This window comes from Pelotomaculum schinkii (genome assembly GCF_004369205.1).
Taxonomy (GTDB): domain Bacteria; phylum Bacillota; class Desulfotomaculia; order Desulfotomaculales; family Pelotomaculaceae; genus Pelotomaculum_C; species Pelotomaculum_C schinkii.
Map to the genome: position 1 here is coordinate 2162430 of NZ_QFGA01000001.1, position 12927 is coordinate 2175356.

Sequence of the window (12927 nt, forward strand, 5' to 3'; positions counted from 1 at the left end):
ACATAAGAGTCCGGCATACGAAGCGATACCCCAAAGATGTAGGTGCGAATTCATTCGCACAAAGGCAACATTGGCTGCCACAAATTCGGCGCTGGCGCGCCGTGTGCGATTGAAATGGCGCCTACATCGGCTGGTATTTTCATGCTATGCGGCGCCGCCGGCTTATTATTTATTCAAGCAATTCCGAACAATCTCCTGCCATTTTCTGTACATGTTTTCGCCAATTTTTCGACATCTATTCCCTTAAGCGTCGCAATCTCTGCCGCGGTAAAAGCAATGTAAGAGGGTTCGTTGCGTTTGCCCCGGTGCGGCGACGGCGTCAGGTAGGGCGCATCTGTTTCCAGCAGCAGGCGGTCCATGGGAACCCGGCCGGCTACATCTTTCAACCTGGACGCATTCTGGTAGGTTACCGGCCCGGCAATGGAAATATAAAAGCCCATGGACAGGCATTCCTGCGCCATCTCCCAACTGCCGGAGTAGCAATGCATGACACCTCCGGCGGCGCCCAGTCCCAACTCGCGCAAGATATCCATGAGATCACCGTGCGCGTCCCGGTCATGAATGATTACCGGCAAGCTCAGCTCGCGAGCCAGGATTAACTGCTCCCGGAAAACCTTGCGCTGCATTTCCCGGGGGGAAAGATCACGGTAGTAATCCAGCCCAATCTCGCCCAGCGCCACCACCCTGGGGTGGGCGGACATGTTCTTTAATTCCTCAAGGTAGCCGGGCCCGGCTTCCATCGCATTGTGCGGGTGAAACCCTACGGAAGCATATACCATGTCATTATTTTCGGCCAGTGTTATGGCTCGCCGGGAGGATTCCAGGTTGTAGCCCACGTTGTTGATATAGGCCACCCCTGCGCCGCGCGCCCGTTCCAATACCTCCTCCCGGTCGAGTTCGTACTCCTCTTCAGCAATGTGGGCATGTGTATCAAACAAAAGCATGGCAATCATCCTGTCCTTTTTATACTTCAATCCGCGGGAAAAGAGCCTGGGCCCGCTTAACTTTTACCCCGGCGGGGAATTTCCCCCAGGCCAGGGAATCCCAGGTTTGCACGTCCTCCCGGCCGGCCAGGCCCAACTGGGACCAGACCCGCGGGGGCAGTAGAGGCATGTAGGGCGCCGCTATGACGGTGATAAAACGAATGCACTCGGCCAGGTTGTACATGACCGTAGCCAGCCGCTGCCTCTGAGCCGGGTCTTTGGCCAGGCCCCAGGGCGCCGTCTCGTCCACGTACTTATTGGCGCGTCCCACCAGGCGCCATAAGGCGCTCAAGGCTCCGGAGAGGTCCAGCGCGTCCATTGCTTCTTCAACTTTTACCGGAGTCTGTTCGGCCAGGTCGATCAATTCCTGATCCGGACCTTCGGGGGCGCCGGGCGCTTCAACCACACCCTGAAAATATTTTTCAATCATGGCGATGGAGCGGCTGACCAGGTTGCCCAGGTCATTGGCCAGGTCCTTGTTGATCCGCTCTACCAGAGCGTCCTCGCTATAAGAACCGTCCGAGCCGGGGGGCAGTTCGCGCAGCAGGTAATAGCGGATGGCATCCACCCCGTACTTTTCGATTAAAACCAGCGGGTCCACCACATTTCCTTTGGATTTGGACATTTTACCGCTATCGAGCAACAGCCAGCCGTGGCCCACCACCCGCTTGGGCAGTTCGAGTCCAAGAGCCATCAGGAGACACGGCCAGATGATGCTGTGAAAACGCACAATGTCCTTGCCCATCAGGTGGACATCGGCCGGCCAGTATTTTTTAAAAAGGGTATCGTCGCCGGTTCCGTAACCCAGCGCGGAGATATAGTTGGTCAAAGCGTCCACCCAGACGTAGATGACATGCTTGGGGTCGAAGGGAACAGGAATACCCCAGTTAAAGGTGGTCCTTGAAACACAGAGGTCCTCCAGACCGCTCTTAATAAAACTCACCATTTCATTGCGCCGTGAAGTGGGCTGAATAAACTCCGGGTGCTCCTCTATGTGCTGCAGTAGGCGGTCGGCGTACTTGGAAATCTTAAAAAAATAACTTTCTTCCTGGAGCAGTTCCACCGGACGTCCGCAGTCGGGACAATTGCCCTCCTCCAGCCTGCTTTCCACCCAAAAAGCTTCACAGGGTGTACAGTACCAGCCTTCGTAGCTGGCCTTGTAGATATCCCCCTGGTCGTATAATCTCTGAAAGAATTCGGAGACCACCTTTTTGTGACGCGGTTCAGTTGTGCGAATAAAATCATCGTAACTCACTTCCAGGCTACCCCACAGGCTCTTAAAGCCGGCTACGATTTTATCAACGTATTCCTGAGGGGTCTCACCACGTGATTTGGCCGCCCGCTCAATCTTCTGGCCGTGTTCATCCGAGCCGGTAAGAAAATACGTATCCCACCCGGTGAGCTTCTTGAACCGGCTCATGGTGTCTGCAGCCACCGTGGTATAAGCATGCCCGATATGCAGGTTGTCGCTGGGGTAGTAAATCGGGGTAGTAATGTAAAACGTGCCCTTGCTCATAATCTTATTCCTCCTTTGTTTAAGCTATCGAAGTAGACATTATTTTTTTCTTATTTTGGTCGTAAGTCGTAAGGCGTAGGGCGTAAAAAGAATGCCTTCTTTTGTTTGATACTTGAATCTGAAAAATGTTGCAGCTAAAAAGACCCGAAAGAATGCAGTATATACCTACGCCCTCGACCCATTTAAGCATGAAGGGAAAATTTTTAGTTGTGGCAGAATAAATACAAGAGCTTGTACGACAAGTGCTTCTTTGGTTCACGCATACAAATCTTTGACACATAAGGAATACAGAATATACCCACGTCTCACGTCCCACGACCCAAGACTAACATATACCTACGCCCTACGACAGTTTGATAATACGCCACAACCTCCTCTTACCAGAAAAAGTTTCAGTAAACAAAAACACTCCCTCCTTGTTACCAAGGGGCGGAGTGTTAATTACCCGCGGTACCACCCTTTTTTACCGGCTTCTCACGAAGCGGCCTTTCAAGGTACGGGGAAGATCGTTCCCGATACCCAAGCCTGGTAACGGCGCTAATCCCGTCGCGACCTACTGTAAGTTCAGACGCGCAGCTCCAGGGCCATGTTCAGCCGTCCTTTCCCCGCGGGTTTCCACCCAACCCCGCTCTCTGTCGGGTACTAATACCAGCTTACTCTTCCCCTTCTCAGCCTTTTTGAAGCATTTAAGAAAGCCAACAAACTGATTTTAATCCAAGGGAATCTGATTTGTCAAGTTTTCGACAATCAGGAAAAAAAGTAGTTGATTAGTAAATAAATGTGTTGACTTTTACTGGAATCGTTGGTACCATTTAGTTGTAAGAAATTTAAACATTATGTCGAATTTTGTAGAGGAGGGATAGCATGAAATCGACAGGGATTGTCAGAAAGGTGGACGAGCTCGGCAGAGTGGTCATTCCCATTGAATTGCGGCGGACGCTGGGAATTGACGAAAAAGACCCTCTGGAAATCTACGTAGATAATGAGAAGATTATCTTGAAAAAGTACGAGCCGGCCTGCGTCTTCTGCGGCAACGCTTCGGATGTCCAACACTACCGCGGCAAAATGGTATGCCGTGAGTGTGCTCTGGCCATGATTGAAAACGCTCAAGCAATGTAATTTGCAGTAATAAGAGGGACGAAAGTCTCTCATTTTTTTACTCAAGTTTCTTTCTCAAGTACCGCCTGGTAGACCTCCCGCCTGGAAATACCACGCAAACGGGCAACTTCCCTGAGGGCATCCTTGCGGCCGGCTCCTTTTGCCTCGATTAGGGCTACATGATCGGCAGGACTCAAGTGAAGCCACTCCGGCTCATTTTTTGCCGGGCTTTCGGCGCCGGCGCCGTCAACAACCAGGGTAAACTCGCCTCGCGGTTCCTTTTCCCTGAAATGCTCCACTAGTTCGGCCAGCGAACCCCGGATAATTTCTTCATGCAGCTTGGTCAGTTCCCTGGCTGCCGCTGCCGCCCGGTGGCCAAGGACCTCATACAGGTCAGCCAATGTCGCCCGCAAGCGGTGCGGCGCCTCATAGAAAATAAGAGTACCCTGTTGGGGCTGAAGTTCCCTTAATTTTTCGCGCCTCGCTTTGGCGGAGCTTGGTAAAAATCCAATAAAAATAAAGCTTTCCGTAGGAAGGCCGGAGACCACCAGGGCTGTAATAGCGGCGCTTGGCCCTGGTATCGCAGTAACCCCACACCCTTCCCGCAGGGCTAACCCGACCAGTTCCGACCCCTGGTCCGACACTCCCGGCATACCGGCGTCGGAAACCAGGGCAATATTTTTGCCGGAGCGTAGCAGGTCCAATAGGACCGGCCCCTTGGCGCGCATATTATGGCGGTGGTAGCTGGTAAGCCCGGTATGAATATCATAGCGGCTCAAAAGTTTCCGGGTGTGACGCGTATCTTCCGCGGCAATCAGGTCGACCTCCCGCAACACCCGCAGGGCGCGCATCGTAATGTCCTCCAGGTTGCCGATAGGCGTCGCGCACAGGTAAAGCATCCCTTTTTGCCCTTCTGTCACAGTGTTTCACCTCACCGGCTGGTTTAAAAGCTCCTCAAAAGACATCCTGCGCACCCACATTATAAGGCCAGTGGAATTATATTTCCACGCTGTCTTTTAGAAAATTAAGAGTTGCTCTCTTCAACCTTTTTGCCGGTTGAGGGCTCCGCTTCCTTGCGCAAAAAGGCCATACAAAAAAGGCACTCTCCAGACCTCCTGCGGCCGAAATAAAGGTTGCAGATATGGAACGCCTGGTCGTACAGTTCAAGGAGGTTCGAAAAGGCTACGCCGGACTTGCCTTCAGCCTCACTTGCCGCGCCGTTTACCAGATCCGCGCGGTAAAAGGCGGCCAGTTCATTCCTGAGCCGGGAGTTTTCCTCATCCGCTTCCCGGATTTCATGTTTCAATTCCTGCATTTCAGCAAGCAGGGAATGTAGTTTTGCTTCCATTTCTTTAATGCGTTTGAACAGGCCCTGCACTAAACTGTCTCCTCGTTTGATTGCCGGGGGCATTCTTTCTTATAGCCTTTGCACATTTTGGCCTGGCCATCTTTACATACAATTTCTTCACAGGGATATTCTTTGATGATTTTACTTTCCTTCAGTTCCACACTGACGTACTTTTTAAATATATTTATACCGACTACCTTACCCTCCCCATCAGGGGTAGTAACCCAGCTGCCGGGATCAGGAAATTCTCCTCTGGCATGCTCGTAAGACTCGTTTTCGTATTTCAGGCAGCACATCAGCCTGCCGCAGATGCCGGAAATTTTGGTGGGATTAAGGGAAAGATTTTGCTCCTTGGCCATCCTGATGGAGACGGAAGCAAAATCGGAAAGCCAGGTGGCGCAGCAGAGCTCACGCCCGCAACAGCCAAGCCCGCCCACCAGTTTGGCTTCGTCCCGGACCCCAATCTGCCTTAGTTCAATCCTGGTCCGGAACACCGCAGCCAGGTCCTTTACCAGTTCACGAAAGTCAATACGCCCTTCCGCGGTAAAATAAAAAATGATTTTGTTACCGTCAAAGGTCTGCTCAACCCCCACCAGTTTCATAGGCAACTTATGGAATGCAATCTTCTCCAGACCCACCTGGAAAGCCCTGCATTCTTTTTCTTTGTTAGCGGCAAGTTGCTGGTAATCCTCAACGGTAGCTTTACGGATTACCTTTTTGAGCGGAGCCACCACTTCATCCTCATTAACTTGCAAAGGGCCCGCCACCACGTCCCCGTACTCGACACCTCTGGCAGTTTCCACAATTACCCCTTCTCCCATGGTCAGCGGGAGGTCACCGGGGTCAAAATAGTATATCTTACCGGCCTTTTTAAAGCGAATACCGACCACGATTAATTCCACTAAACGATTCCCTCCTCTACTCCGGTTGTTAAGCCCGGAGCCCTTCCTGCCAGATGCAAAAATAGTATATCCAGGGCCAACCGGGTATTGGCGTTGGCCTCAATTTTTTTTCTGGTAGTTTCTATCTCTTCTAGTATCTCCAAGAGACGCCCGGTTTCAAAGCTTCCCGCCTCCTTTTCCATGATATCAATATGGTCTAAATGATATAAAAGCCCTGTTTCTCCAGTTAATTTAAAGACCAGCAGGTCGCGGTACCAGCATTTTAGGATCTCCAGGATAGCGCTTACTTTCTCTTTTTGCTCTGCGATTTGTCCCGCCATCACCAGCGCCTCGTGGGGAGCGGCTCCGTCCAGGTCATGCGCCAGACGGATCGCGAGGCTTTGCTCCGCCTGGAATGTCCCGGCCGCGTAAGCCAGCGCTTTACCCATGCTGCCGCCGGCCATCGCAGCGGTCAGACCCGCTTTAACCGGGTCCAGACCGTGCAGGGCAACCAGCCCTCCGGTCAGCTCCGGCAGGGGTATGCTTTTGAATGAGCACATCTGGCAGCGGGACAAAATGGTCGGAAGCAGGGACTGCGGCTGGTCGGAAACCAGGATCATGACTGTACCGCCGGGCGGCTCCTCCAGCGTCTTCAGCAGGCAATTGGAGGCATCCGCGGTCATTAGCTCGGCCTGATTAATCAAAAACACCTTACGTCCGCCCTGGTAGGACCTGTAGGGGATCCGGCGCAGCATGCCGCGCACCTGTTCAATCTTGATGGACGCTCCTGAGGGCTGTAACGTATAAAGGTCGGGATGGTTATGGTTCGCCGCCTGCCGGCAGGTACGGCAGACCCCGCAGGCGTCCCCGGCCGCCGGTTGAGAACAGAGCAGCGCCCGCGCAAAAGCCCGGGCCGTTGTTTTCTTACCCACCCCCGCGGGGCCGGCAAAGAGGTAGGCATGGACAACATGGCCGCTGGAAACAGCGTTCATCAGAGTTTGGACTATCTGTTGATGGCCGGCTATCTCCCGCAGAAACCTCATCCCAAAATTTCCTCCACAACCCCAATGATATCGTGATGGACCTGCTCTATGGTACGGTTGGCGTCAATGACACGGTAACGGTCGGGGTCGCGCCCGGCCAGCGTCAGGTAACCGGCCCGGACTTTACGGTGAAAAACACGGTCCTCCTGTTCTATACGGTCCGCACCCCGGCCTGACCCCGTAATCCTCTCCATACCGGTATCACAAAGAAAATCCAAGAGCAGTACCAGGTCGGGCTTCAGTCCGGCCGTTGCCGTCTCGTTCAGCTTTTCTAACTGCCCGACGTCTAAACCCCTGCCAAACCCCTGGTAGGCCAGACTGGAGTCGAGAAAGCGGTCGCACAACACTATTTTTCCTTCCTGCAAGGCGGGCAAAATCACCTGCGCCACGTGCTGCGCCCGGGCGGCGGCATAAAGGAGGGCTTCGGCGACGGGGACCAGTTCGCTATGTTGCGGGTTGAGCAGCAACTCACGGACAGTCTCCCCAATTCTTGTCCCCCCCGGTTCCCTGGTGTACAGCACCGGGCAACCCCGGGCGGACAGTTTATCACCCAAAAGCTTTAGCTGGGTGGTCTTGCCGGAGCCGTCGATACCTTCAAAAACTAAAAACTTTCCCTTCATGCTAAAGCACCTCAAAATTTGGTCGTAGGTCGTAAGGCGTAGGTCGTAAGGTGTATACTGCATTCCTCTTAGTCGCATGTCGTGATACGTGGATGTATTCTGTATTCCTACAGTAAACAAAAACTGATTGTTAATCACAACAGTGAAAATATGCAATCATATAGTATTACCTGACTGGTGTAGTGTAGGTGCGATTTCAATCGCACAACGGGGCGTTAGCGCCGTACTTGGGCATCTAATGTAGCTTTTGTGCGAATGAATTCGCACCTACATCCGAGCAATATAGCAGAAGCCGAAATAATTTTTGGAGCAGCGAAACGCTAATTAAGCTATTAAGTCGCTCAATTTAAGCGCTTGTCGTACAGGCTCTTGTAGTTATTCTACCACAACACTGATTGTTTTCAGCGTTGGATCGGCCGGGCCGTGGCAGGGCAGTGCCATTTTTCTGACTGCCGTCAGGTAGTTGATAACATCCACGGTGATTTCCTCACCCGGGTTTACAGCCGGAATGCCGGGCGGGTACACAGCGATTGTCTCTGCTGAGATCCTTCCCCTGGCTTCATCAAGAGGCACCTGACGGAATTTTGCAAACCAGGCCTCGCGTGGTTTCATCAACACAATAAAACTGTCCGGCGGGGCAACGAACGGGATGGGTTCTGTCTTGCGCTCCCTGAAGGAGATGTCCTCCATGGCGCGGGCCAGTCCTTCACAGTCGGCCCGGACGGCGCCAATTGAGACAATAGCCACCACATGGGCGGAATCAGCCATTTCAACGTAAACACGGTAGCGTTCCGCCAGCATCTGCTGCACCTGGTAGCCGGACAACCCCAGCCTGCGCACTGAAATCACCAGCCTGGTCGGATCCAGGCTTGAGCCTTCGGGCAGGCGCTCCGGGGACAAAACACTCAAACCATCGATAATTGACAAGCGCTGGCGCAAGCCATAGGCCAGTTCCAGAGCCTGGTCCAGCAGTCCTTTCCCCCGCAGCGCCAGCTGCCGGCGGGCCAAATCAAGAGAAGCCATGAGCAGGTAGGACGGGCTGGTGGTTTGCAGCAGGCGCAGAGCTGCCGCGACACCCTGCTGCTCAATTCGTTGTCCTTGCAGGTGCAGAACTGAACTTTGGGTTAGTGAACCGCCCAGCTTGTGGGTACTCTGGACGGCAGCGTCCGCGCCGCAAGCCATGGCATCCTCCGGCAAGGCCGGGTGAAAGCGCAGGTGGGCGCCATGCGCTTCATCTACCAGGAGCGGCTTGTCCACCCTGTGAGCAGCTTCAGCATAACCCTGCAAATCTCCGGTGACTCCGTAATAGTTGGGACTTACCGCCAGGACGGCGGCGGCTGCCGGGTTATTTTCCAACGCCGCCCGGATTGCGGCGGGTGCAACGCCGCAATCCAGACCGAATTCAGGCATAAGCTCCGGTGTGACGTAAACCGGGTCGGCGCCGGCCAGAACCAGACCGCCCAGGACCGAGCGGTGGGCATTTCTCGGTACAACTACCTGTTTCTCACCCGCAGTTGCCACAAGCAGGGCATGAATGCCGGCGCTTGTACCGTTAACCAGGAAGAAACTGCGGTCTGCTCCGTAAAGGCCGGCAGCCAGTTCCTGGGCCAGGCGGATGGGCCCGCTCGGGCTGTGCAGGTCATCCAAACCAGGCAGCTCGGTCAAATCAAGGGAAAAAAGGGCTTTATTGTCCAGGGACATGAGACCTTCCGGAATGCATCGGCCCTGCCTGTGTCCAGGTATATGGAGATTGCACGTATTTTTTTCATTATGCCTGCAGAGCGCCTCAAAAAGAGGAGCCTGTCCTTGCCTTTCAGACAAAAAACTGCCTCCGGAACAAAATAAATAAAAACAAAAAAAAATTAAATACAAGTTTTACTAATCTTTAATTATATCATAGAAGTCACATTATTACCAACGCCATCCTGCAATTTTGCCATTAGTTTAACCTTATAGATAACAGAGCGCATGGTCACAATAAGAAAAACATTACTATACGTAAAGGAGTGATACCGGGTGGCAGAACAACAGTCCTGGAAGGTAGATGAAAAGACTCTGTCCAAAAAATACGGCACCGACGTTAAGAAACTGATCAGGGCCTGGAAAAGGGGCTTTACAGATCAGGATATTGCTGTAAAGACCGGTATCAGGCCCACCACCTTATATATGATCAAGCAAGACCTGGAATTGGCGCACAGGCGCATCCGCCTGGCCCAAAAAAAACAGGCGCTGACCCAAGCTCAGACATTGGTTGGCCAGCACCAGATTTTTTTCAATCCCCACTTGTAGTAGTCATAGTCCGGATCGCCCCTGTCAAGGACAATGATTCTACGCTCACACTCGTTGCAGATATAGCGACCCTTAACCATGAGTCCTTCGAATGCAGTCAACTGGGGACGCCGGCATAATATACATGTGGGAGATGCGACTGCCACTTTATTTCACCACCGCTTAAATCACCTTTTCATATTAAATATGAACGCCACGGCTAATGGGTGAAAGGCGGTTTTTTCCTTTTCTCAATACTTATAGCGCAATCCGGGCATACCTCCTGGCATATACCACAGGCGATACACGCATCACTCGACTCAATAGTCGGCGTCCCATAAACTCCTAACACATCGGACCAGTTCAGACACTTTTTTGGGCATTTTTCAATGCATAGCCCGCAACCCTTGCAAAGGCCCGGGAAAAGTGTAAAATTTCCTTTTGTTAATTCCTGTGTTTTTGGTTGGAATTGCAGTGTCATTTTTATGGTCCTCCTTAAGCATTGCTGACGGCCCGATTATTTTGATCAGATCGAACCAATTCCATGCCCCGTTCCAGGGCTCTGAAATTTAACTCCCTCAACTCAGGCTGTTTTTCAAACTTGTAACCAAGTTTTCTTTCAACAGCCTCTTTAATCCGTTCCAGTGAAATCACCCCGGTTGCTCCTACTACGGCGCCCATGATCAAAATGTTAAAAACACGGGGGTTCAGCTCCTGCTTGGCGACTTCTATAGCCGGAATGGGCAGCACCCTGGCGGCGTTGGCCGGCAGGTCTTCGTCTTTGACCTGGGTACTGCTTTCATAAACAAAAACGGTCTTAGGACCTACATATTGCCGGGTACGGTGTACCGCCCGGTCGCTTAAAGCCACTACGATATCCCCGGTTTGAAACTTGGGTGAACCAATCTGCTTGTCGCTAATCTGGACAAAGGCCACCGATACACCGCCCCGCTGCTCCACTCCGAAGTTTGGGATATAGAGAGCTTGTTTACCTTCCGCATTGGCAGCTTCCGCGATGATTTCCGCAACCGACTGGACCCCCTGGCCCCCCTCGCCTGCAAGTACCAATTTGGTTGTCCCGGTCATTAGCCCACCTCCCCCTGCACGGCGCCCGGCGCCTTGATTTCTCCCACTTTAAACTGCTTGGACATCTCGTTTTCGATAAAACTCCAGGTATCCTTGGCATTGGTACGCCAGTTGGTAGGACAGGAGGAAAGAGCCTCAACGAAGGAAAACCCGTTGCCGTTGATTTGGTTCTCCAGCGCTTTCTTTAACGCTGCCTTTAGCTGCCGTAGGTTGCCGATGCTGCTCCTGGCCACGTAAGCTCCGTCCGGTGTAATGGCGGATACCATCTCCGGCCCCTGCAGGGGATAACCGGTCACTTCGGGATCCCGCCCGTAAGGCGAGGTTTCGGTTTTCTGCCCCGGCAAGGTGGTGGGAGCCATCTGCCCCCCGGTCATGGCATATTGGGTGTTATTGGCCAGGATTGCCGTAATTTTTTCATTCCGGGCCGCCGCTGCGACCATATGCTGAGCGCCGATGGAATAACCGCCGCCGTCACCCATGTATGCGATGCAGATCAATTCCGGCCTGGCCCGTTTGATACCGGTCATAACCGGGATGGTCCGCCCGTGGTGGGTCTGGACCGAATCCAGGTTGAAGAAATCCCAGGATAAAAGTGAACAGCCAATATCACAGCCGAAGACCACTTTGTCGTGGATCTCCAGTTCATCAATAGCCTCTCCGAGAAATTTTAAAATAATACCGTGTCCGCATCCCGGGCAAAACTTATGGGGCTTGGTCTCCGCCCGCCAACTGCGGGGCATTTTTGGTTGTGGCGCCATGCAAGACTCTCCTTAAGGTGTCATATTAGTATGTTTTGAACTTTTTGTTTTCATCCTCTGCCGGGCCGCCTCAGAGGCTGTGGAACTAGCCAACTGAGGCCTTCCGCAACCTGGGTTTGCGCAGGCCGGTCTCCAGCAGTCCTTTAACCCTGACTTCAACTTCAGTAGCGGTAATACCGATCCCCGGCCGGAAAAGGTGAGTAATCTCAGCTGTGCCGCCGTAGGCAACCTCTTTAAAGAGCCTGGCCAACTGCCCGTAAGCTGACTCAACCACCAGAATTTTACTGACACCGGCTGAAAGCTCCTTGATTTGTTGCACCGGCAGGGGACGCAGGGTCACCGGCCGAAAATAACCCACCTTGTGTCCCTGCTCTCTCAGGTTGTTTACGGCCTCCCGTACCGCCCGGAAAACCACCCCGTGGCCGACCACCACAAGTTCCGCGTCATCCGTATTTTCAGCCTGGAATTCAGCAACCTCGGGCGCTATTCTTTCAAATTCAGCCATATCGTGGGATACCTTCTCGTAAAGCTCTTCTTCCAGGTTGTAGGTATTGCGGTGATGTGCCGGGGGCCGGTCACGCCCCGGTACACCCGCCAGCCCGACAAAGGCTTGCGGTTCGATAATTTGCACGCCTCGCTCTTCCGGCTTATACATGGTCAGGGGTTCACGCATTTTCGCCTGGTATCCATCACCAAGCACAAAAGTCGGAAAGCGGTATTTCCAGGCCGTGTTAAATGCTTTGATGGTGTAATCATACAGCTCCTGGTGGTTGGCTGTGGAATATACAATCCGCATCCCCTCACCGTTCCCGCCCAGGGTGGTGAGAGTTACCTCCTGCTGGGAATAAATCACCGTCGCCGTGGATGGACCGCCCCTCTGCTGGATTACCACCACGGTCGGCAAGCGCATCATCTCCGCCATCGACATGGGTTCCTGCATCAGCGTATTACCGGGCCCGGCTGTAGCCGTAAAAGCTTTGCGCCCTGCCATCACCCCGCCCACGGTGGTAAACCCTGCTGAAAGCTCGTCTTCAGTTTGCAGAAAGGTCTTATTATATTTTGGGGCCAGCCTGGTCCAGTAGTGCATGATTTCATTCTGGGGGGTGATCGGATAGCCGTACATAATGTCGGCTTTGGCCGCTATAGCCGCCCAGGCCACCACCTCGTTACCGGTCATAAAGACCCTTTTTTCTTCTTGAATTGTTTTCTCAGACATGTAAAAACCCCCTAGAGCATTGACAAGTTGAGCAAAGCGAGTTTTGCATTTTGCGTTTGTGTTAATGAATTCGCAAACACGTATCATATAGGCGTAAGGCGTAGGGCGTA

15 protein-coding genes and 1 other annotated feature are annotated in these 12927 nt (G+C 52.9%); of the genes, 2 read left to right on the plus strand and 13 right to left on the minus strand.

The window, feature by feature from the left end; translation table 11 throughout:
* Nucleotides 1–173: 173 nt before the first annotated feature.
* Together Psch_RS10055 and metG are read right to left on the minus strand one after the other, a co-directional pair.
* Complete coding sequence (locus Psch_RS10055) at nt 174–944, minus strand: TatD family hydrolase (RefSeq protein WP_190240073.1); 771 nt, start codon at nt 942–944, stop codon at nt 174–176.
* Nucleotides 945–963: 19 nt separating this feature from the next.
* Entirely contained in the window at nt 964–2499 is a 1536-nt protein-coding gene (gene metG / locus Psch_RS10060; RefSeq protein ID WP_190240074.1) for a methionine--tRNA ligase, read from the minus strand.
* A 422-nt stretch (nt 2500–2921) separates the two neighbouring features.
* Nucleotides 2922–3178: a binding site (T-box leader), on the minus strand.
* A gap of 185 nt (nt 3179–3363) precedes the next feature.
* Between metG and Psch_RS10065 the strand changes: the two genes are divergently transcribed.
* A complete protein-coding gene (locus Psch_RS10065) occupies nt 3364–3618 on the plus strand; it encodes an AbrB/MazE/SpoVT family DNA-binding domain-containing protein (protein ID WP_134220095.1) in 255 nt (84 codons plus the stop codon).
* 41 nt (nt 3619–3659) lie between these two features.
* Here the strand turns inward: Psch_RS10065 and rsmI are convergent, their stop codons facing one another.
* From rsmI to Psch_RS10095, 6 genes are all read right to left on the minus strand, one after another.
* Entirely contained in the window at nt 3660–4496 is an 837-nt protein-coding gene (gene rsmI / locus Psch_RS10070) for a 16S rRNA (cytidine(1402)-2'-O)-methyltransferase (protein ID WP_190240290.1), read from the minus strand.
* A 125-nt stretch (nt 4497–4621) separates the two neighbouring features.
* Nucleotides 4622–4975 (minus strand): initiation-control protein YabA, encoded by a 354-nt coding sequence (locus Psch_RS10075; protein WP_243124002.1) that lies wholly within the window; start codon nt 4973–4975, stop codon nt 4622–4624.
* A complete protein-coding gene (locus Psch_RS10080) occupies nt 4975–5847 on the minus strand; it encodes a PSP1 domain-containing protein (RefSeq protein WP_243124003.1) in 873 nt (290 codons plus the stop codon). Before Psch_RS10080 ends, Psch_RS10075 begins: the two co-directional genes overlap by 1 nt.
* A complete protein-coding gene (gene holB, locus Psch_RS10085) occupies nt 5847–6869 on the minus strand; it encodes a DNA polymerase III subunit delta' (protein ID WP_190240076.1) in 1023 nt (340 codons plus the stop codon). Before holB ends, Psch_RS10080 begins: the two co-directional genes overlap by 1 nt.
* On the minus strand, nt 6866–7489 hold the full coding sequence (gene tmk, locus Psch_RS10090) for a dTMP kinase (RefSeq protein ID WP_134220090.1): 624 nt from the start codon (nt 7487–7489) through the stop codon (nt 6866–6868). Before tmk ends, holB begins: the two co-directional genes overlap by 4 nt.
* A 375-nt stretch (nt 7490–7864) precedes the next feature.
* Complete coding sequence (locus Psch_RS10095) at nt 7865–9310, minus strand: aminotransferase class I/II-fold pyridoxal phosphate-dependent enzyme (protein WP_190240077.1); 1446 nt, start codon at nt 9308–9310, stop codon at nt 7865–7867.
* Between the two features lie 195 nt (nt 9311–9505).
* Here Psch_RS10095 and Psch_RS10100 point away from each other — a divergent pair, with 195 nt between their 5' ends.
* Complete coding sequence (locus Psch_RS10100) at nt 9506–9778, plus strand: hypothetical protein (protein ID WP_190240078.1); 273 nt, start codon at nt 9506–9508, stop codon at nt 9776–9778.
* Here Psch_RS10100 and Psch_RS10105 read toward each other — a convergent pair.
* The 5 genes from Psch_RS10105 to Psch_RS10125 form a co-directional block, all read right to left on the minus strand.
* Nucleotides 9730–9858: a sigma factor G inhibitor Gin gene (locus tag Psch_RS10105; protein ID WP_134220104.1), complete on the minus strand. Its 129-nt coding sequence runs from the start codon at nt 9856–9858 to the stop codon at nt 9730–9732. The two genes, Psch_RS10100 and Psch_RS10105, sit on opposite strands and share 49 nt — an antisense overlap.
* Nucleotides 9859–9977: 119 nt before the next feature.
* Nucleotides 9978–10238 carry a 4Fe-4S binding protein gene (locus Psch_RS10110; RefSeq protein ID WP_190240079.1) on the minus strand — a complete coding sequence of 87 codons (261 nt, stop codon included), beginning with the start codon at nt 10236–10238 and terminating at the stop codon, nt 9978–9980.
* A 14-nt stretch (nt 10239–10252) separates the two neighbouring features.
* A complete protein-coding gene (locus Psch_RS10115) occupies nt 10253–10843 on the minus strand; it encodes a 2-oxoacid:ferredoxin oxidoreductase subunit gamma family protein (RefSeq protein WP_134220087.1) in 591 nt (196 codons plus the stop codon).
* Nucleotides 10843–11601 (minus strand): thiamine pyrophosphate-dependent enzyme, encoded by a 759-nt coding sequence (locus Psch_RS10120; RefSeq protein ID WP_134220086.1) that lies wholly within the window; start codon nt 11599–11601, stop codon nt 10843–10845. The genes Psch_RS10115 and Psch_RS10120 overlap by 1 nt, the downstream gene beginning before the upstream one ends.
* 85 nt (nt 11602–11686) lie before the next feature.
* Nucleotides 11687–12817 carry a ferredoxin oxidoreductase gene (locus Psch_RS10125; protein ID WP_190240080.1) on the minus strand — a complete coding sequence of 377 codons (1131 nt, stop codon included), beginning with the start codon at nt 12815–12817 and terminating at the stop codon, nt 11687–11689.
* Nucleotides 12818–12927: the final 110 nt, after the last annotated feature.

Coding starts and splice junctions, on each gene's coding strand:
- Psch_RS10110 (WP_190240079.1), bottom strand. CDS start 10,238: ATGACACTGCAATTCCAACCAAAAACACAGGAATTAACAAAAGGAAAT.
- Psch_RS10120 (WP_134220086.1), bottom strand. CDS start 11,601: ATGGCGCCACAACCAAAAATGCCCCGCAGTTGGCGGGCGGAGACCAAG.
- holB (WP_190240076.1), bottom strand. CDS start 6,869: ATGAGGTTTCTGCGGGAGATAGCCGGCCATCAACAGATAGTCCAAACT.
- Psch_RS10115 (WP_134220087.1), bottom strand. CDS start 10,843: ATGACCGGGACAACCAAATTGGTACTTGCAGGCGAGGGGGGCCAGGGG.
- Psch_RS10055 (WP_190240073.1), bottom strand. CDS start 944: ATGCTTTTGTTTGATACACATGCCCACATTGCTGAAGAGGAGTACGAA.
- rsmI (WP_190240290.1), bottom strand. CDS start 4,496: ATGCTTTACCTGTGCGCGACGCCTATCGGCAACCTGGAGGACATTACG.
- Psch_RS10105 (WP_134220104.1), bottom strand. CDS start 9,858: ATGGTTAAGGGTCGCTATATCTGCAACGAGTGTGAGCGTAGAATCATT.
- Psch_RS10125 (WP_190240080.1), bottom strand. CDS start 12,817: ATGTCTGAGAAAACAATTCAAGAAGAAAAAAGGGTCTTTATGACCGGT.
- tmk (WP_134220090.1), bottom strand. CDS start 7,489: ATGAAGGGAAAGTTTTTAGTTTTTGAAGGTATCGACGGCTCCGGCAAG.
- metG (WP_190240074.1), bottom strand. CDS start 2,499: ATGAGCAAGGGCACGTTTTACATTACTACCCCGATTTACTACCCCAGC.
- Psch_RS10065 (WP_134220095.1), top strand. CDS start 3,364: ATGAAATCGACAGGGATTGTCAGAAAGGTGGACGAGCTCGGCAGAGTG.